This window comes from Bacteroides neonati, from assembly GCF_000499785.1.
GTDB classification, from domain to species: Bacteria; Bacteroidota; Bacteroidia; order Bacteroidales; family Bacteroidaceae; genus Bacteroides; species Bacteroides neonati.
Genome location: NZ_HG726020.1, coordinates 277321 through 298418 on the forward strand (window position 1 = coordinate 277321; position 21098 = coordinate 298418).

General features: G+C 39.6%; 15 protein-coding genes and 3 pseudogenes. 14 read left to right on the forward strand and 4 right to left on the reverse strand.

The features are described from left to right. Nucleotides 1-70: 70 nt before the first annotated feature. The 3 genes from TY03_RS04195 (at nucleotide 71) to TY03_RS04205 (ending at nucleotide 7508) form a co-directional block, all read left to right on the forward strand. Entirely contained in the window at nucleotides 71-3502 is a 3432-nt protein-coding gene (locus tag TY03_RS04195; RefSeq protein WP_394330871.1) for a SusC/RagA family TonB-linked outer membrane protein, read from the forward strand. A gap of 17 nt (nucleotides 3503-3519) precedes the next feature. Then, nucleotides 3520-5010, forward strand: a complete 1491-nt coding sequence (locus TY03_RS04200; RefSeq protein ID WP_042367692.1) for a RagB/SusD family nutrient uptake outer membrane protein — start codon at nucleotides 3520-3522, stop codon at nucleotides 5008-5010. Between the two features lie 134 nt (nucleotides 5011-5144). Beyond that, complete coding sequence (locus tag TY03_RS04205) at nucleotides 5145-7508, forward strand: hypothetical protein (RefSeq protein ID WP_042367693.1); 2364 nt, start codon at nucleotides 5145-5147, stop codon at nucleotides 7506-7508. Nucleotides 7509-7589: 81 nt separating this feature from the next. Here the strand turns inward: TY03_RS04205 and TY03_RS04210 are convergent, their stop codons facing one another. Next, entirely contained in the window at nucleotides 7590-8555 is a 966-nt protein-coding gene (locus tag TY03_RS04210) for a Dyp-type peroxidase (protein WP_042367694.1), read from the reverse strand. Between the two features lie 200 nt (nucleotides 8556-8755). Here TY03_RS04210 and TY03_RS23175 point away from each other — a divergent pair, with 200 nt between their 5' ends. Both TY03_RS23175 and TY03_RS04215 read left to right on the forward strand, forming a co-directional pair. Continuing rightward, entirely contained in the window at nucleotides 8756-8980 is a 225-nt protein-coding gene (locus TY03_RS23175) for a transposase (protein ID WP_074434132.1), read from the forward strand. Nucleotides 8981-9158: 178 nt separating this feature from the next. Continuing rightward, nucleotides 9159-9805, forward strand: a pseudogene (locus TY03_RS04215) (recombinase family protein). A 556-nt stretch (nucleotides 9806-10361) separates the two neighbouring features. Here TY03_RS04215 and TY03_RS04220 read toward each other — a convergent pair. The 3 genes from TY03_RS04220 to TY03_RS04230 are packed head-to-tail and all read right to left on the reverse strand — an operon-like array spanning nucleotide 10362 to nucleotide 12292. Beyond that, nucleotides 10362-11120, reverse strand: a complete 759-nt coding sequence (locus tag TY03_RS04220; RefSeq protein WP_042367695.1) for a metallophosphoesterase — start codon at nucleotides 11118-11120, stop codon at nucleotides 10362-10364. After that, nucleotides 11101-11787, reverse strand: a complete 687-nt coding sequence (locus TY03_RS04225; protein WP_042367696.1) for a hypothetical protein — start codon at nucleotides 11785-11787, stop codon at nucleotides 11101-11103. The genes TY03_RS04220 and TY03_RS04225 overlap by 20 nt, the downstream gene beginning before the upstream one ends. Then, nucleotides 11780-12292, reverse strand: a complete 513-nt coding sequence (locus TY03_RS04230; RefSeq protein ID WP_042367698.1) for a MarR family transcriptional regulator — start codon at nucleotides 12290-12292, stop codon at nucleotides 11780-11782. The genes TY03_RS04225 and TY03_RS04230 overlap by 8 nt, the downstream gene beginning before the upstream one ends. Before the next feature lie 202 nt (nucleotides 12293-12494). Between TY03_RS04230 and TY03_RS04235 the strand changes: the two genes are divergently transcribed. The 9 genes and pseudogenes from TY03_RS04235 to drt3b all read left to right on the forward strand — a co-directional run bounded on the left by TY03_RS04235 (nucleotide 12495) and on the right by drt3b (nucleotide 20680). After that, a complete protein-coding gene (locus TY03_RS04235; protein WP_042367699.1) occupies nucleotides 12495-12734 on the forward strand; it encodes a hypothetical protein in 240 nt (79 codons plus the stop codon). A 288-nt stretch (nucleotides 12735-13022) separates the two neighbouring features. Beyond that, on the forward strand, nucleotides 13023-13382 hold the full coding sequence (locus tag TY03_RS04240; RefSeq protein ID WP_042367701.1) for a helix-turn-helix domain-containing protein: 360 nt from the start codon (nucleotides 13023-13025) through the stop codon (nucleotides 13380-13382). Further along, nucleotides 13345-13657, forward strand: a pseudogene (locus tag TY03_RS23180) (bifunctional DNA primase/helicase); the annotation flags it as partial. The gene TY03_RS04240 and the pseudogene TY03_RS23180, both read left to right, overlap by 38 nt. A gap of 65 nt (nucleotides 13658-13722) precedes the next feature. Then, nucleotides 13723-15378, forward strand: a pseudogene (locus tag TY03_RS04245) (AAA family ATPase); the annotation flags it as partial. A gap of 13 nt (nucleotides 15379-15391) precedes the next feature. Beyond that, entirely contained in the window at nucleotides 15392-15667 is a 276-nt protein-coding gene (locus TY03_RS04250) for a helix-turn-helix domain-containing protein (protein ID WP_042367703.1), read from the forward strand. Nucleotides 15668-16043: 376 nt separating this feature from the next. Beyond that, on the forward strand, nucleotides 16044-16577 hold the full coding sequence (locus tag TY03_RS04255; protein ID WP_042369131.1) for a dihydrofolate reductase family protein: 534 nt from the start codon (nucleotides 16044-16046) through the stop codon (nucleotides 16575-16577). Between the two features lie 196 nt (nucleotides 16578-16773). After that, the gene (locus tag TY03_RS04260) at nucleotides 16774-16980 is read left to right on the forward strand and encodes a helix-turn-helix transcriptional regulator (protein ID WP_394330877.1); all 207 of its coding nucleotides are present in this window, start codon (nucleotides 16774-16776) and stop codon (nucleotides 16978-16980) included. A gap of 20 nt (nucleotides 16981-17000) precedes the next feature. After that, on the forward strand, nucleotides 17001-18464 hold the full coding sequence (gene drt3a, locus TY03_RS04265) for an antiviral reverse transcriptase Drt3a (RefSeq protein ID WP_042367705.1): 1464 nt from the start codon (nucleotides 17001-17003) through the stop codon (nucleotides 18462-18464). Continuing rightward, entirely contained in the window at nucleotides 18461-20680 is a 2220-nt protein-coding gene (gene drt3b, locus TY03_RS04270) for an antiviral reverse transcriptase Drt3b (protein ID WP_042367706.1), read from the forward strand. Before drt3a ends, drt3b begins: the two co-directional genes overlap by 4 nt. Nucleotides 20681-21098: the final 418 nt, after the last annotated feature.

A 21098-nucleotide genomic window follows, 5' to 3' on the forward strand; every position in this document is an offset into this window, starting at 1 on the left:
TACTTATATGTAGACAAGAGTTAAACTATTGCTCTTATGGAACACAATTATTAATTTTAAAGTACAAAGTATGAAATTAAATCTAACACAGATGAGCACAGGTAATAGGAGAGCCAAAGTCCTATTATTTTGTATGTTATTATGCAGTACCATTGCCTATGGTCAGCAACAGAAAGTTACTCTCGAGAAGAAAAACGGAATGACGCTTAAAGAAGCCTTTAAGCAAATTGAGAAACAGACAAAGTTATTTATCGATTACAACCGATTGGACATTAATGATGACAAACAATTAGAAACAATTCCAACGGGGCAAAGTGTTCGGGAGGTAATGAGTGAGTTACTGAAAGGAAGTGGCTGTATTTACCTTTTCCAAGACGGACATATTATTATTAAAAAAGAGTTGGCGCAGCAAAGCAAAACTGATACCAAAAAGATTAGTGGAAAAGTGATCGATAAAAATGGCGAACCAATTATCGGAGCCAACATCCTTGTAGAAGGAACACAAAATGGTGTTATCACCGACCTCGAAGGAGCTTTTACCTTGGCAGATGTGCCTGAGAACGCACAGCTGAAGGTTTCGTATATCGGCATGGGCACTCAGGTTGTCGGTGTAAAAGGACTTCAAAGCCTAAAGGTAGTTTTAGTAGACGACACCGCTTTGATCGACGAAGTGGTGGTGGTAGGCTATGGCACCATGAAGAAAAAAGATCTGACGGGAGCCATCTCGACAGTAAAAATGAGCGATGAACCATTGGGATCGATTACCACTATCAGCCATGCATTGGCAGGTAAAGCAGCAGGATTTCAAGCGACTACGGTTAGTGCACAACCGGGAGGCGGGGTAAACTTTCGCGTACGTGGTGCAGCCTCTTCGGACAATGTAGGCAATGACCCATTGATCATTATCGACGGTTTTCCGGTAAGCGATCCGGGGGCATTGAAGACAGGCAAATACGATGCCGGCAGCAAGGATAATGTGTTGGCATCGATCAACCCTAACGATATCGAATCGATTGAAATATTGAAAGATGCCAGTTCTACAGCGATTTACGGTGCTCGTGCAGGCAACGGTGTTATTATTGTAACCACCAAGAAAGGCAAGCAAGGCGCCCCCAAGGTGCAATATTTGGGCAACTTCTCCGTTCAGAACATGGCCAGCAAATATGAAATGCTAAGCGCCTCCGATTTTATGACTCAAACCAATCGCTACGACAAGGAGGTGTGGCTGAAAAGCAATAAAATGAGCCCTTACGGAAATGCAACCAGCGCAAGTAAACCCTTTATCCCCCGTTATACCGATGCGCAAATAAGCAATCCGGCCAACGAGACCGACTGGTTTAACGAAATTACCCGACAGGGGCTACAAACACAACACAACATATCAATTACGGGCGGCAGTGAGTTTACCAAATATCTGATTTCGGGAAATTACCTGAAACAGAACGGTGTGGTAAAAAACAGCGGTATGGAACGCTTCGGGGCAAGAGTCAATTTAGAACACAAACTGAGCAAATATGTAAAAGCAGGTATCAATCTTACCTTATCAAGAAATGCCTATGATAATGTACCTTTGGGTGTGGGACAAAACGAGAACGCCAGCATCATGGTATCGGCCGCACAATTTAACCCGGTGTTGGCTATTAAAGACGCAAACAACGATTATATACTAAATACGGAAGCTGCTTTCTTGCCCAACCCCGTATCCATGCTCGAAATCACAGACAAAACCATCAAGGAGCGTTTGCTCGGAACCCTGTTTGTAGAGGTAGAACCTATAAAAGATTTAAAACTGAAAGCAAATTTCGGTATCGACCGTAATTATGAAAAGCGTAAGGCTTACTTGCCCAAAACCACTCTTTATGGACAAAAAGAGGGTGGCAAAGCCGACGTTGCACAGTCTGACCATTCCGACTATTTGATGGAACTAACCGCCAACTATTCAAAAACGATCGGTAGCCATAACTTCAACGTCATGGTAGGACACTCATTTCAGCAATTCAACTACGAAAGCTTATCAGCCAGCAACAACCGTTTCTTAATCGATGGCTTTTTATTTAATAATTTGAATGCAGGCGGAGCCCCCAAACCCGGTGTAGGCTCTTCGGCAGGAAAGAGCGAAATGGCCTCTTTCTTCGGACGTGCCAACTACTCTTTTATGGGTCGCTACCTGCTAACAGCCACACTACGTGCAGATGGTGCCTCGAACTTTGCAAAGAACAACCGTTGGGGATATTTTCCATCAGTATCTTTGGGATGGCGCTTCTCTGACGAAGCATTTATGCAATCACTGTCTTCTGTTATCTCCAACGGAAAACTGCGTGCCAGCTATGGCGAAACCGGTAAATCAAACATCGGTAACCGTGCTATCAGCTTCTATCAGGTAGGTAATAACAGTGCATTTGGCGACAATGAATCGAAAGGGGTATACCTGGCACAGATAGGTAATGTAGATCTAAAGTGGGAAACAACCAAGGAATGGAACTTCGGTATCGATTTGGGATTTTTCAACAACCGTATTAACCTAACTACCGAATACTTTAAGAAGGTAATAAGCGATCGATTGAGCGAACGGGCACTGCTCTCTTTCCAGGAATTAGATAAGATTTATGCCAACATCGGCAAAACTCAGAGTACCGGCTTCGAGCTAACACTCAATACGCGTAACATTGATACAAAAGATTTTTCATGGACTTCAGACCTGACATTCTCTTTCTATCGCGACAAATGGAAAGAACGCGATCCATCATGGAAACCTGCCGTATATAGCATCTACGATGCGCCTTTGAGAGGTAACTATGGTTATCTGTCCGATGGCATTATTCAAACAGGAGAGAACATAGCCTGGATGCCCGGTTCAGTTCCCGGACAAGTTAAATTGAAAGACCTCGACGGTTTCCAACGCAATACCGACGGTTCTATTAAGGTAGATGAAAACGGAAAGCAGCTAAAAACCGGCAAGCCTGATGGTAAGATGGATGAGGCTGACATGGTATTCTACGGCAGCAGTGATCCCGGATACCTCGTCGGTTTCAATAACACACTACGCTATAAGAATTTTGATCTGAATATCTATTTCTACGGACAGTTTGACAAGGTGAACTACGGTTCTTACAAAGATCGCTGGCTAGTAGGTGCCGATGGTATGACAGGTGTAAAAAACATGTACCGTGGCTACAATATGCCTACTACAGTGAAAGACGTATGGGCTAGTGACAATACAACAGCTACGCGCCCGGGCTTCTTCCAGAGCGACAGCAGCTACGGATATGGTGATTTCTTTAAGCAAGATGCCTGGTTCATCCGTTGTCGTAACATCACATTAGGCTACAATATTCCTACCCAGAAGTTTAAGAATATCGTTTCTAACGTTCGTATATACGCCGACATCAACAATCCGTTCGTAATAACTCCTTATAAAGGTCTCGATCCCGAAACAGATAACTCTGTCTGGGCATATCCCAACGTGAGAAGCTTTAGTATTGGATTGGATATTACTTTTTAAACTCAAAAAAAACGATTATGAAAAAACTATTATATTTGGCTTTGTCCATCTCATTAGCATCATCTACACTTACCTCATGCATCAATCTGGAATCAGAAATGTACGACGTTATTAATCCGGGCATCTTCCCCAAAAACGAAGCAGATGCCAAAGCTTTAGTTACCGCGGCCGCCTATGGTCCTTTCCGTTCCAATTGGTACGAAGGTCTCTTTACCTCGGCCTGGGGAGGAGTACAAGTACATTCTGAAATGACAACCGATATGGCCGATTGCCAATGGGACGACGTTGTATGGCCCGATCTCATCAATGTCAATTTCACCCCCAACTCCCCCGGCCCGGTCAGGGTGTATGATTATGTACGTGATATCAGTAAAATGACTTTAACCATCGACCGTGTGAACAAGGTAGTTATGGCTGACGAAACAAAAGCGCGTCTTATCGGTGAACTCCGCTGCGCCAAAGGTTGGTTGGGATATATCCTGTACGATCTGTTTGGCGGTGTACCTGTAGCATCTCTGGAACAGTTAAACAGACCGATGGATACTGAAATGATACCCCGGCTTTCGAGCAAAGAGATGTTCAGTTTCATAGAAACGGAACTAAAAGAAGCCATTAAAGTTCTACCGGCCAACTATAAAAAGGGAGATAGCGAGTACGGACGTTTTACCGCCGGATTGGCTTACACCATTTTAATGAAGCTCTATATGCACGACCAAAAGTGGGCTGAAGCCGAAAGCTGCGGACGCGAGCTAATGAAAGCCACCTACGGGTATGCGCTAGTAGATCATTACAAAGATATCTTCACTCTGGAGAACGAAAAAAATGCCGAAATCATCTGGGCGTGCCAGTGTGACTTAGTTACCAATAAAGAACTATGGCAGGCGCATGTATTGCCGAGTATGTACCCCACTAAAAACCCGAGCATCCAGAAATGGTCTGGCTATCGTATGCCTTGGAGCTTCTACAATACTTTCGATAAGGCCGATGAACGTTTACAGGTGCTAGTAGGCGATTTTGTAGGAACAGACGGAATACGTTATAATGAAACAACCCCCGGAACCGTATTGAAAAAAGGTGCGTTACCTATTAAAGTTGGAGAAGATCCGGTGGCTACCGGCGAAGCCAGCCAAGTAGACTGGGTTGTGTATAGATATGCCGATGTAATTACGTTGCTGTCCGAAGCCATTGTACGCAAAGGAAATACAGTAACCCAAGAGGCAGTAGACCTATTGAATATGGTTCGTAAGAGAGCCGGTATCACCGAATACAAATTGAGTGATATTACTAACGTTCAAGATTTTATGGACAAGGTATTACTAAACCGCGGACAGGAACTGTGGTTCGAGGGAGCTCGCCGCACAGATTTAATTCGCCATGGAAAATACATCGAATTCGCTAAGAAATACAAGGGTTCTATTACTGCCAAAGACTATATGACATTGATGCCACTTCCACAAAAAGCGATCAATGAAGGTCAAGGTAAGATTATTCAAAACCCCGGATATTAATTCACAATCAGTTTCTTCTATTTTATAGAGAATAGGCCGACCAACTAATGGCTCGGCTTATTCTTTTATTAATCGACAATCTGTATTCATTTTTTTTTAATTTTGCAAAACATTCAAAAATATCAATATATACTATGAACAGACTTTTCGCGTCGGCCATACTTATGGCGTGCTGCCTGACAGCACAATCACAAAACAAACTAAAAACCTCAGACTGGGAGGTTAGCATCTCACCCAAGGGATGCATTGAACAAATTGTATTCCGGCAAAAGTCGGGCAATGATACCATTCCTTTCTTCCGCGAAAAAGAGAACGACGGACCCAGTTTTTATACACGCGTAGACAATAAAAACTCGATTGGCCAATGGATTCCCGATGGGCAGTATTCCTATCGAACAGAGTTGGGAGGAATAGAGTGTAAATTAACCTACCTCAATCACAAGGGTGTGCCATCTATGAAAGTGCGATTAACCAATCGGTCGAATGTTCTTTTTCAGCCTCAAAAAGCCGGACTTAAAATGGGCATCGACACTTATATGGACACCTATCCTACTTGGTTTGGTAAATACTTCCCTACCCTCATGCGCAATGAAGCAACCCACTTTTACGGCTATCTGCAAAACCCGAAAGAGCATACGTTGGGTATTGTATCCGAACACCCCATTGCTTCGTGGAGTGTAGACTATAACCTCGGCTATCAATCGCCCGCACCACATTGGTTCATGGGACATCGCATCGAATCGCTGAATCTTGATTTGATAAATCAACTCCCTTTACCGGGTCGGCACCCGCAACAGTTATATGAACTCAAGCAAAACGAATCGAAAGAATGGATCATCTCTTTCGTCAATGTAGGTGCGCTGGAGCAGTTGGAACAAACCATCAGCAAAGTAGCAGACATTCCACTGATTTATGCAGAGCAAACCTCTTATCGCCCCAACGACGAGGCCTCATTCGAAGTCACAGGCGAGTCACCGACGATTACCGTTACCGACGACAAAGGCAATCCATTGCCCACATCGATCAAAGCAACCGACCGTCGAAAAACAGTGGTTCGCGTTAAACTCCCTGAGGTGGGTCTGTATACCGTTCGGGTAGTAGCCAAGGGCAAGCAAGCCGAGGCAATACTCGATGTACATCATACTTGGAAATGGACGCTTGAACAAGGGCGTTTAGCTACTTTGAAGTATCATCAGAAGCCAACATCCCATGCCGAGAGTTGGTATGGATTTTATACTGCTTTTATCGCGGCCAAGTATTTTCCTGACAAAGAAATCGACACGCAGGCGAGTGACTATTTCGATGTATTGTTTAACAAACTGCACGATAAGGATAAAATAGTTCCACTCTACCTTCCCAATCGCATTCAAAATACATCGACAACGATTGGTATGCTAATAGACAAATACGAAGCCGGCGGAAAGAAGGAGGATTTAAAGAAAGCATCTCAACTGGGCGATTGGCTGATGAATAACTATCAGCGCAAGGACGGTGCCTATTTTAATCACGGAACGGTCTATACCAGTGTTATTTATGTGGCTAAAAGTATGCTGGAACTATCTTTGGCCGAGAAAGAAGCAAGCAAGCAAGAAGCTTCCTGGGCAGAGGTGAGCCAACGGCATTACGAATCGGCCAAGAAAGCCATTGATCAGTTGGTGGCTTCGCAAGGCGATTTTGAAACAGAAGGCGAAATGACCTTCGAAGATGGGATGATTTCGTGCTCAGCATTGCAGATCGGTATGCTTGCTTTGCTGCAAACCAACGAAAAAGACCGCAAACACTATACGGATGCGATGCTTAGTATCTTAAACAGCCATAGCTGCCTGACCCAGCTTCGCGTGCCCGATGCCCGACGCCGACAAGGAACCATGCGCTATTGGGAAGCACAATACGATGTATTCATGTTGCCCAATATGTTCAACTCACCCCACGGTTGGAGTGCTTGGAGAGCTTATGCTACCTATTATGCTTACTTGCTTACCGGCGAAGAAAAATGGTTGACACAAACCTTCAACGCCATGGGTGCATTTGCTAACTTAATCGACTATAAAACGGGGGATTTACGCTGGGCATTTGTTGTAGATCCTTATGTAGAAGCCGAACAAGCTTGCAGTGCCGATAGTCACTATACATTTAGCGATGTCAGTCTGGGCAATCCGCATCCGCAATTATACGATACGCGTCGCTTTGTTTTCGGAGAAAGTTACGTAAATATGATCAGTGATTGGCAAACCATTAACTCGCAAGACAATGACGTACACGAAGTCTTTAAGTGTATGGGCGAAGCAGTGTTGACCAATGCCTTTATTGTAGAAAGACCTAATGGCGAAATAGTCGGGTACAACTGCAAAGTAAAGGTAAACGGCCATAAACTAACGGTGATACCTGACGAGAAACAGATCAGCCATTTGCACACAAATCTGAAGAAGGCTTACACCATTTCATGGCATGGAAGTCAGAAAATAAGCCCGGTGAATAGCCCGTCATGGTTATTCTAAGAATATAGCCAAAGCCCCCTTGTGCTTGCTCTTCCTTATAGAAATTGATTAGAGCAAGAGCAAGGGGGATAGGTATAAGAATCATCCGCCTATAGCAGCCAGAAGGTCGTAAGATGGAGCAAAGAACAGAGTACCTGTTACCGCTGTGCTGAAGTCGAGAAGTCTATCCGTATTTCCTTTGGGAGAGCCGACAAACATATTCTCAAGCATTTTACGAGTAGTGGCAAAAGTAGATGCATAACCAATAAAATAGGTACCGTATTCTCCACGTGAGGTATTGGAAAATGGCATATTCCCCCTGATTATTTTCAGGTCATTGCCCTTGTCATCTTGAATATTGGTCACTGCATTGTGGGCATTCATCGGCTTTTCTTCATCAGACAACTCCACATCATTGAATTTATGGCGACCGATCACCTTTTCTTGTTCGCCGACAGGAGTGGCATTCCAGCCATTCATGTCATGAATATATTTCTGGACAAAGACATAACTACCACCCGCAAAGTCTGGATCATCCTCACCAATTACACCAAACGAATAAGGATCGAGATCAATAGAAGGATTCTCTGTGCCATCTACAAATCCGATAATGGCTCTACCGTCTAAATAGCGAAATCCATGTGTTTCGTCGATTGATTCGACAACTCCACTTAACTTCACATCAAGAATAGAAGCGAATTCGTGACATAGCCCCATGTTATTGGCACGAATATGAAAAAACAGATCGCCCGGTGTAGACACTGCGGTATATTTATCTCCTACAATCTCTTCGAAAGGTACTAACTCCTTCGGTTTTCCAAAAGATCCAAAATAAGTATTCCACGCATCGGCTCCAAAACCAATCACAGCACTGAATCCCGAATCGGGAAATCGATTTTGCATACTACGAATCATTGCCGAAAAGTTAGAGCAAACATCTTTCACTTGATCTTCGGTTTTATTCTCATTGAGCAACTTATATACAATAAAAATAGCATTCTTACCCGCTTTTCCTACCACATCTTGTGGCATAGCACCGGCAACTGTTTGAGGGGTTTGTAAATCCATAATTTGATGAATAATAAAAAGTGTTGTTCTTAAAACGATATCGTTTTTAAGAAATATTACTGGGTTTCGGCATCGTCTAAAATGGGTGCCTGACTTTTCTGTAAACAACTCAGCGATCAATTTGTTTGCTTAATCAAAAAACGTTACTATCCATTGATAGAATACCACCAAAAAACTGAACTACAAATTAAGATGTGACGATGAAAGAAAAAACATTATCTTTAACAAAAAAACTTACGTCCACAACCAGAAGAAAATTCAGCAAACAATTCAAAACGAAAGTCGTCCTAAAACCCTCAAAAGAACACGAGACGTTAGAAAGTTTAGCCCAGAGGTATGAATTTTTGCCGACACAAATTTTCGCATGGGAAACTCAAGCATTACAAAACATACAGCAGACTCTACCGTACCTGATATGTGAGTAAACGAGAATGAATATCCAAATGAAGCAATATCTCGACCTGTTACATAAACAGCAGCTGGTTCAATATCCGATATTAGATAAACACTCATCTCATTTGTAAAGCTCCAAACCCTAAACCTTACAAGCCCATTAACATGTTCAAGATTGATCGCTTGTGATGTGTCTTGGGGCACATTGAAATGGCTTACGCATACATTCAAGTAAGCACAGACAAGCAGACGATTGAGAATTAAAGATTTGAAATAAATAAGTTCGCGACAGAAAAAAGAATTAAGATTGAGAAGTGGGCAAGTGAAACGGTGCCAGACACAAAAGCAGCCAAAGGTCGTAAGTTAGGCTTCTTGCTTAAAAAGATGAAGAAAGGTGATACATCGATTATTTCCAAGATCAGTCGACTGGGTCGAAACCTTATGCAAATCATGTCTATACTCAATCTATGCATAACTAAAGATACTGGGGTACTTACAGTCAAGGAGCGTTATGAGCTCGGCAACAATATCAACAGTCAGATTCTCACCTTCTCTCTCGGCTTATCTGTACAAATTGAGGGCAACTTAATTGCCAACGTACTAAAGAGGGTTTAGCCCTATGTGTTGCAGAAGGCCAGAAATTGGAGCATATAGTAGGAGTTAAAAACTCACATTACAAGCCAACCAAGAAAGAATCTATCATAACACAAATGCAATTAGAAGGGACATCAAAGACTGCAATATGCAGAAAGCTCAGGTGTAACCTCCGGACGCTGAATGAACATTTAAAAAGGATGTGGGTTTATGTTCAAAGCGTAATAAAAAGAACACAAAAGATACATTTCGTTTTGCGTTAATAAGTCTGAAAGTAGCACTAAACGTTTTGTAAATGTACCACTAATCGTTTTTCCATTTATACGTTTATACATTTCGTAACCTGATTGGTAGGTGAAAGTGTAGGTTACGATCTGGTTACTGAACTCTGTCCGAAAGGGTCTATTTTGTGCCTTTTACCCTCGACAGGAAACAATAAAAAAAAGTCCTACAATACGTTGATATTGTAGGACTTGTCCTGTTTTTGACCCTATTTGTCTTAGGGTTTAGCGGAGAGAGAGGTCTGTGAACCTAACTATCCAATATCCTAATAACCAATCTTTTAAGATTGCTAATTTCCAATAGGTAACGATTTAGGCACAAATAAAATTGCTCTTTTTTGTCCACCTTTGTCCAGTGGTTGTCTGCCTATATCTTGGGTTCAAAGGTACAATAAATATTTTACCTCCGCAAACATTTGATTCATAATCTTTAAGGATTGGTGCAAGGTGCAAGCCATATATACATATATGCTTGCACCTTGCACCAATCCGAAAGCCGTTAATGCCGTATTTTTTCGGAGACGACGGGATTATAACCCTACGCTTCTTTAATCTCCATAATGTTGAGCAGGGAATATGAGATGTTATTTATAAATTCGGTATTCGATTGATGAAAGTGAGCATAATACCAATTTTTCAATGGGTGATTATCGGCAATTAGCTGATTATATATCTTATCCATCTCGCATCGTTCTGCATTCAAGTCGCCCAACAACTCAGCGTCTTGCAGTAACCAACTCTCAATACCAGCCTTTGAAACTGGACAACAGAATGATGGACAGGTATGCGTTACCACTGTATCAATTTTCATATCACGAAGTTCGCTTAACGCCTGAATATTAAAAACAGCAGCTTCATTCTCCCAATAGAGCGGTCGAACTGTTCTATTTTTAAGTTCATCTATCCACATCGCATCCCGACGGTGCTTCCTGTCAATAGATACCGCACCACCAATACAAAGCACCTTGCGATTAGCTGCAAGTACAACCGAATAATCGGGAATACACTTCATACGCTCAAAATTAATCTTCTCCCCATCAAAATAAGTAGGGTCATCGTGATTACCCCGAACCAATAAAAGTAAATTATTGGTTGCTTCAAGGGTTTTAGCCAACTTATTATACAGTTGAGTGTAATGAGACTCCTTCTCAAAACCAATTCCACAATCCCCCGCAACGATAATAACCGAGTTCTCAATTCCAAGACGCTTGATGTTAAACATCAACGTGCGGAACTCTCCGTGTATATCGCCGCATACGCAAAGTGAATTGTAATTACTATAATCGAGAGTAGTCATAGCTCAAAATCTCCATAATGTATTTTACTCGCTCGTCAGCACCGTATGGCAAAACACACTCAATCGCCTCTTCGATATTTGAGTTTGCCAATAGCTCTTTAAACTGACTTGATAAATAGTTTCTTAGTGGCTCATCTACGTTTGTTATTTGCACTGCAATATCCGTTGTGTTATCCAAAATGTAAATTATATCCTCAAAATCGTGACTTATGCGAAGATCTCTGCCACCACGAGAGAGCATCGCTTCAAATTTTGCACCGAGATAATAGGGTGCAGAAAAAATGAAAATATCTGTGCCATCGTGTAACGTGCGAGTTATTTTGTTCTCAACTCCACTACCATACCATTGGTTGCTGAATCCAAGTATGTTATCATCTATTGGCATCACATCAACGATTATGTGCTTGTAAACCCATCGACAAACTGGTGCTCCCGGTGTCGTGTCGTTGTGAAATCCCTTTGCACGTAGTCGTTCTTCCAATTCATAGTATTTAAGTCTGCTACTAATCTCAACGACGCAATCCACATCAAGTGTTGCTCTAATATCAGAGGCAGCAGGGTCATTGGCATAAAGTTCTGCAACAGAACCTCCGACAAATACAACTTCGTTTTTCATCTCACCCAGTCCATTTGCGACCACAGCGAGCATTTCTATATTCTTAGACATTATTCAATCGTTTATCAAGTTCTTCAATCGCAATTTCAACTTCACGCACTTTGCCAATACGAAGCGTGTCGGCAATCACAAGCAATTCATACAAAGCAGGATTCTTCTCTGCTATTTTGGGTACAGTTTTATATAGTGGCTTTACTCCAAATCCCCTACGAGTACCAAGATAGTGTGACCATACATAAATATCCTCTCCTTCTGCAATCTTCTCTTTGATTGGAGATGCAGAATGAGCAGTAGCAATGCCTCTAACCTTGGCAGACACCTCTGCCGGAAAAGCATATTTCAGACCGCCTATTAGAAATTCCCTTAAAGCAAGTTTGTTTACTCGACTTTTGTCGCCATTGATAAGTCCCGATACAACACAGCGATTCAAGGCATTTGATACCTCGGCAGGACTTATCAATAGTGATTCTGCAACTTCTGACTGAAGCCATCCTTCTGGCTTAGTAAGCAGATACAGCAAAATCAAAATATCTTGTGATTTAATTGATATACTCATTTGATTTACGATTTATGAATTGCAAATATAGCTATTTTATTCGATATATACCAAATAGTTAGCGTTGCAGAAAAAATAAATTATCAGCATTGCATCTTCAAGCTGTATTTTCAATAACTGTTCCATCATTGTTGTCATTTGCTGCAACACGATAAAATCCGATGAAATTGCGTTATCTTTGCAGTCGTATAAATATCAAGTTATGAAGAAGATGAGAATTACACAGCGTGATTACATCAAAGCCAATCGCAAAGCAAGTCGAGAGGCAGAGATTGAAAATCACACACGCCCTGTCAATTTTTGCAGGGTGCAGAAGTCGAAAAAGGTCTATGACCGCAAACGCAGTAAGGCAGAGAATAAAAAGGCTCTGCCTTACTTGTTTTTACACCTCACCTTATATAACTCCAATTTAGGCAAGAGGCTCTTGCCCAAATGTAGCTGACTTTTTTACGACAGTAAATTTTACCACTGTAAAAATGTAAACAATATCCACTCATGACAAAACCTCTCAATAAACCGACCAAGTTCAACCAACTTGGTCGGTTTTGTTTTTGTGGGGTATAACGAAAATCCTCCCCTATTTCAACCCTGAAAAGAGCAAAAACCACCCCATTTTACTATTCTCATAGCCATTTTTGCCAAATATTTATTTCGACCAAGTTGGTTTGAACTTGGCTGTTTGTTGTTTTGAAAGCCGGCAACTTTGCACTCAAATCAATAAGTTATAAGTATGGAAGTGATAACAATGGAGACAAAGACTTTCAAAGAATTGGAGGCGAAAATAGATGCGATAGCAGATTTTGTGACAAACAATCAAGTGGCGGACAATACCAATGAAGATGAGATTTGGGTGGATAGCTACGAAGTGTGTACATTCTTGAAAATTAGCGAGAAGACACTTCAACGGCTTCGTGTTGCCGGGGATATAACCTACTCAAACATTCGAGGGCGTTACTTCTTCAAAATCGGAGAGATAAAACGGATGCTTGAAAGCCGATTAATAAAGAGCACGAAAGACAATTTGAATGATTTAGTAACCAACCACAAGCTATATGTTAAGGAAAGACGAAATATTAGAGAGGACAAATAACGGGCTGAACGTGTTCCGGCACTACATCTCCGTTCCGTGGCGTGTGGGGCGTAATTTCCTTAATCCACTCTATGAAGATAGCAAGGCATCGTGCAATATCTACTTTGACCGTAAAAGTGGTACATACAAAATGAAAGATTTTGGCAACGACAGCTTTAGCGGTGATTGCTTCTTCTTGGTTGGACACCTCAATGGGCTTGACTGTGGTAATACATCGGATTTTGTGGAGATACTGCAAATTATTGACCGTGATTTATCGCTTGGATTATCAGACTATAACCCAGCCCATCAATCAAAAATCATCAAACCAGTAGAAGTTATGCCCACAACGGATAGAAAAAACAAACCTTATACCTATAAGGAGCAACCTTTATCGGAGCAGGAACAAGATTTTTGGAAACAATATGGGATTATGGCTGATACCTTAATGCACTATAAGGTTTGCTCGCTGAGAGAGTATCAGAGCGAAACAGCAGAGGGGAAACCGTTTTGCTTGGTATCCTCTCCTACTGAACCCATATTCGGATATAAGAATAAGCGATTCGTGAAGTTGTACCGACCATTCTCTCAAATTAGGTTTATGTACGGTGGTACGCTTGGCGACAACTACTGCTTCGGACTGGAGCAGCTTCCTGCCAAAGGCGATACCGTTTTCATCACAGGTGGAGAAAAAGATGTGATGTCATTGGCTGCACGAGGGCTACACGCCATCTGCTTCAATAGCGAAACGGTAAATATCCCAACAAACATCATCTACAAACTTACGTTCCGGTTCAAACACATTGTGTTGCTCTACGACACCGACAAGACGGGTATGGAGAGCAGCAAGAAGCACGAAAAACAGTTATCGGAGTATGGGGTGAAACGTTTGTTGTTGCCACTTGCCGGAACAAAAGAGGAGAAAGATGTGTCCGACTACTTCCGAATGGGCAACAGCCGTGCTGACTTTATGAAACTATTTCTTGAACTATTAGATACATTATACAGTGATACTATGACTATGCTGAAATCGTGCGAGATAGATTTTGATAATCCTCCTGCCAAAGCACAAGAGATTATCTCTGCCGGCGATGTTCCACTCGGCACACAAGGGAACCTCTTTTGTGTTACAGGTGGCGAGGGAACCGGAAAAAGTAATTATGTAGCCGCATTGGTGGCAGGTTCTATTAGCCCTGCGGGTACTCAGATTGATACGCTTGGAATAACCGTAAGTGAAAACCGAAAGCACAAAGCGGTGCTACTTTATGACACAGAGCAATCAGAGGTGCAGTTATTTAAAAACGTTACCAACTTACTCAAACGAGCCAAACAGAAAGAGAAACCGAGCGAGTTCAAAGCCTTTTGCCTGACTGCTATGTCCCGAAAAGAGCGTTTGCAAGCCATTGTGCAGAGTATGGATAAGTTTCATTATGAATATGGCGGTATCCAGTTGGTGGTAATTGATGGTATTGCCGACCTGATACGTTGTGCCAATGACGAAGCGGAAAGTGTGGCAATCATCGACGAACTCTACCGATTGGCAGGGATATACAAAACCTGCATCATTACGGTATTGCACTTTGTCCCCAGTGGACTGAAATTAAGAGGGCATTTGGGCAGTGAGCTACAACGCAAGGCGGCATCTATTCTCTCGATAGAGAAAGATGAGAATCCGAGCGTATCGGTTGTCAAAGCATTAAAGGTCAGAGATGGTAGCCCGTTGGATGTTCCGTTGATGCAGTTTGCATGGGATAAAAACGAGGGAATGCACCTCTATATAGGTGAAAAGCCACGTGAGGAGAAAGAGAAACGCAAAGAAAAGGAGTTGGAAAACCTTTCTCGTGATGTATTCTCGCAACACACGTTCATCACCTATATTGACCTTTGCGAGCAGATTCAGCAGATATTAGATGTAAGCGAGCGGACAGCCAAAAGCTATATCAAGTTTATGAGGAACAAGGAGATTATCATCAAAGACCCTTCGAATTCAAGTTACTTTATCAAGGGGTTAATATAAGGAGGGAAACATCATGTATATAGAAAAAGATAATTTTACGGCTTGGATGGAGCGGATGATGGATCGCTTTGATATGCTTGAAAAACAGATTGAGCGACTATCCAATGTTCGTAACTGCTTGGATGGCGAGCAACTATTGGACAATCAAGATTTGATAATGATAACTAAAATGTCTCCCCGAACACTGCAACGATGTCGAAAAAACGGGTCGTTGCCCTACATTAACAAAGATGGGAAGAACTTTTACAGAGCTTCCGATGTGCATAAGTTCATTCGAGAGACACTATAATGCGGAACAAGAGGCAGGCTAAGGTCTGTCTTTTCTCTTTGAAACACATATAAATAGAAAATCAATTACTCAAATTGTGAGATATTGATTATCTTTGTAAGGTCAAAAATGACACACAGGGTAGAGTTGTAAAAATTCTACTTCGATATATATAACATAACGTTCGCAGAACGTCTCGACACGAAAACTGGTAATTTTCTACAAAGACGAGATAAACTGTGCAATGTTCATGCTGTACTACTGTATAGCGTGGGCTTGCCTGTTTTCGTCTTTGGGTATACCAGTGCCTCGTGTCGGATCAGTGTGAGTTCCACGCTTCTTTTATGGGGTTTGGCGAACGGTTTGCTAAGTATTCATGTTTAAACAAGAAAACGTAATGAGAAAAATCAAACTGTACATCGCTGTTTCGCTTGATGGCTATATCGCAACTCCCAGTGGAGATGTTGATTGGCTAAATGAAATCCCCAATCCCAATGGAATAGATCACGGCTACAAAGAGTTAATGGAATCCGTTGATATTGTCTTGATGGGCGGTAAGACCTACCACCAGATAATCAACTTTGGAGGACAATGGCCATATAAGGAGAAAACGACTTATGTCATTGCCCGGCACGATACCAATATTCTAAAGAATGAGAATATCCATTTTCTAACAGAAGATTTCTACAAGAAACTGATAGCTCTGAAAGCCGAAGATGGAAAAGATATTTGGCTTGTTGGTGGCGGCGAGCTAACAACGATGTTACTCAACTGTGGTTTGATTGACGAAATGCAGCTTTGTCAAGTCCCAATAATATTGGGTAAAGGATTACCCCTATTCCCGAACAATCCCCTAAAATCAAAGTGGAAGTTGAAAGATAGCAAAAGCTACGATACGGGATTAGTTGTTAATACCTACGAAAAGATATAGTCGTATTTTTTGAAATATTATCATATATTATCCGCTCCTTGTTCCGATTGGTTCAAGTGGCGGTTGGCATTTTTATTCTAAATATCGGCTTTGACTGGTGGTATTGGGCTGAAACAGAAACATTTTTAAAATTATTTGCTATTTTATGGTGGACTTTGATTATCTTTGTGTATTAGGTCAATACAATTAACCAATGATGAAAGAAATTAATAGATTGAAGGAAGTTTTGAATGAACAGAAAAGAACTGGAAAATGGTTAGCTGAGAACTTAGGAAAAGACACGGCAACAGTATCTCGTTGGTGTAACAATCACGCCCAACCTTCAATTGAGACTTTTACTCGCATTGCAGAGTTGTTGGATGTTGATGTACGGGTATTGATAAATAAAACAAAAGAAAAGTAGACAATTTTATATGGCGTAATATGTTAAAACAGTCCTTTACAGCTGACAATTTCGAGACTATTTTTGATATCGAAAGTCGTAAAAATAGTATTAAAAATTATTTGGGAGAAGAATATTGTGATATTCTTTCCCAAATAAAAGTCGTGCAGGATGATCTGGCTAACATTAACCGTAAAAAAGCAAGTGATAGGACTGATATCGAAAAAGAGCTACTTGTAGAAAATAAGCGTAAAAAAGATATTTTAACAGAAGCAAAGAAAAACATACGACACTCTAAGTTAGAGATAATTAGTAAAAACATCAACAATAAGGATTTTCGTTTTACTTTAAAGGTTAAAGATGATGATAAGTTTGTATTGCCTAAGTTGGATGATAAAAGAGATGGTGTTTTGAACGAACAAGAAGCGAATAAGCGAAAAGCGATGTTCTTTGCTATCAAACAATTGCAATACAATATCCGAAAAACATTTGGTGTAAAACAAAGCAGTCGACATTTGATACTATCTCAAATAAAGCTATTACTAAATGAGAGTAACCCAAAATATGTAATCCGAACCGATATTACACGTTTTTTTGAATCAATTCCCCAAGATAAATTATTCAGTAAAATAAATGACAACACCCTACTAAGCAGTCAGTCAAAGAAATTCATACGTCAAATACTTAATGATTATAATAGTAAAAAAGATACAACTAAAATCGACCAAGATAAAGGTATTCCTCGTGGCATTGGGATCAGCTCATATTTATCAGAGTTATATTTAAAAGAAGTTGACAATAAACTTCAAAACTTGTCTGATGTCGTTTTTTACGCTAGGTATGTTGATGATATATTTATTATTATTTCGCCAAGTTTACCCAAGAAAGATATAGATACTTACTTTATAAAAATAAAGGAAGTAGTAAGTGTAGAATCACTTGAACTAAAAGACAAGGGTGACTCCAAGTGTAGTTTATTAGATTTAACTGTGCCTAATATGAGTGAAAAGGTTATTACATATTTGGGGTATGGATTACATATTAAAAGAGATGGTGATGTTACTAGTGTGAAATTCTCCATGTCAGATGATAAAAAAGGTAAAATTAAAAATAGAATTACACAAGCCTTTAACCATTTTAATAATACAAACAAATACGGAGTAAAGAATGCAAAAGATGAACTGCTATTAGCTTTATGTTTTTTAAGTGCAAACACTAAGTTGAGTGGAGCTAAGTCTCGCGTTAAAACGGGTATTTTTTATTCAAATGATTTGTTGGATAATGAGTATTTAACAGACATCGAGGAGATCGATGCTCATTTAAACAGTCAGCAGTTGCTATTGCATTCTAAACAATTCCCAGATGCTCCTTCACGTCAATTAGCTGAAGATAAAATCAAAAAAGATATTCAACAGAAGATTAGCTTTGCAGTTGGTTTTTTAGATAAAACTTATCGCTTTTTCAAACTTGATGACATGAAGAAGATAAAAAGAATTTTGAAATGAAACGAAAGAAAGTAGCACTTAAATACAAAAAAGAACGAGTTGTATTTTCGGATGTATTACCATACGAAACGCCTTTAATTTTCTCGAATAGAAATTTTTATCGTTTCCTCGTTAAGTACAATATTCGGATAGAGAGTAATAAACTATATTGGGATGCAAACATGCCTGATGGTGCTTTTGAATCCTTAAAATTATTATTAGGTGTTGATGCGAATTTGTTAAAAGCAAATGGAAACTGTAATGTAGAGAATCATAAAATTAGGATTCCATTTTCGTATAAAATTGCTCATAAGCATGATAAATTCAGGGAATTAGCAATAATACATCCATTCAATCAAATACAAATGGTTGAATTCTATGATAAATATAAATACTTGATTCTGCACTATTGCAACCAAAGCCATTATTCTATTCGTCGCCCCGATAAGGTTGCTTGTTACTTTTATTATAAAGATAGATTGCACGAACAACTATTGGGTAAGAAAGTGGATAGCAAAGAGGAGTTTATGAATGAATATGAGAATCTTAAATCATATTTTAGCTACCAAAAATATAGCAATATATATAAGTTTTATGAAGATTATCGCTACCAAAGAGCTGAAAAAAAATTCAATAAACTGTTGAAATTTGATATTCAAGATTGTTTTAATAGTATTTATACGCACTCTCTTGTTTGGGCTACTTTAGGGGGGATAGTGCAGGGTAAAAATGCTTGGTTTAACAAGCAACACAACAATACTTTTGGTGATGAATTTGATGACCTAATGCAACGAATGAATTTCTCGGAAACAAACGGGATTGTCATTGGGCCAGAATTCTCTCGTATTTTTGCGGAAATTATTCTGCAAAAAATAGACAGGGATGTTTATAATAAGATGAATGCTAAGGGTGCGTTTTTGAAAAAAGATTATGAATGTTATCGCTATGTAGATGACTATTTTCTATTTTACAACGATGAAGAGATAAAGAATCAAATTTTAGAAGAATTTTCTCTTGGTCTAAGAGAATACAAGTTGACAATAAGCGATTCCAAAACAAAAGTTTTTGAAAAACCCTTTGTTACCGACATTACTATAGCAAAGCAGAAAATAGATCAATTATTTGCAGAAAACATCAAAATTAGAATACAGCAGGAAGTAATTTTAGACGACCTCGATGAAGATGAAAAAGATGTTGCTGATGTATCTGAGAGGGAGAGTGATTTGAACAAAGATAAGTTCAGTTCTTTTATAAATGAAAACAGGAGTCTATATATTAACCCAAATGCTTTTAATGCTAAATTCAAGGGACTAATTAAAGAATCGGAAGTTGAATATAAGAGTGTGGTTAACTATTCATTAGCTAAGATATGCTCCAAACTCGAAGTTCTACTTAAGAAATTTGATGCTCGTTTTAAGTGTCTAACATACTATAACCAGCATACAGAAGGCTTGTCAACTGACGAAGTAGGTCAATGCGTAAAGCTAAGGAAGCAAGACGAAAAGAGCCTTACTAACTTCATTACAAGCATGCTTGATATTGTGTTTTTCTTGTATTCTAATAATAAGAGAATAAACACCACCCTCAAAGTTTTATCAATATTGAACGTAGTAATATTATACTATAAGAATAATTATCAACTAAAAAAAGAAAAATTTATTCGTTTTGAAAATTCAAATATCGATATTGTATTTAAGAAGATACAAGATGAGATAAATTTAGTAATGCAAACAACACCGTTTAATCCAAACACTCAACTGGAGGCGTTTTATCTTTTATTGGCTATAAAAGAAATGGGTGTTGATTACGGAGTCTCAGATTCAATAATCAACAAGTACTTAAATGTAGTTTGCAAAGGTTCTAAACCAAAAGAATGCTCGTTTTGGAATGTATTATTAATTTCCGTACTTTTGCATTATTATTCAGACAATGAAGAATATAAAGATAATTTGAAATTCTTAAAGGATGTGATTATTGCCAAAATCAAAGGTGTTGAAAAGCAGCAAAGAAGTTTGTCTACAGAACTAACTCTTTTGAAAATGGATATTTTAGCATGTCCATATTTAGATGACACCTACAAGAAAAGTGTTTTGAAATTATTTAATGTTACAGAAGATAAGGTGCAGAATGAAATAATTGAGTATGCTAAAAAGCAAAAATCGTGGTTTGTCAAATGGAAGGGATTTAATATGAACTATGAAGTAAATGCTAAGGTATCTCAAGAAGTTTATTCGTAATTAGATATAGTGTTCCGCAGCAAACTTCGAAAATAATACACACATAGCGGTTCATTTACTTTCTTTTGAGAAAGTACTTTAAAAACACCATTGAAGTTTGGGGTGTTTTTTTATAAAACAAATACAGGCAGAAGAAGTAATCCTATTCAGTCTATATTTGTTTTTTTTTGGCTTTTAGTAATTTGGATAATTCTGGGTCGATTTTAATACGAGTAATTTCAGCATCCAACATTTATCTGACCTCTTGTTTTATGGGGTCGTAGTTTAGTTGGATTTATTGTTGCATTGAATCTATGCCGTCATGGGTGGTGAAGTCCATAATTGAGGGAGCGTTGGCTTTTTCGGAAACATTGGCTTTGCTTGCTACAATCGCAAGCCTACTATGAATCTTTGAGGACTCTATTTACAATGAATTATT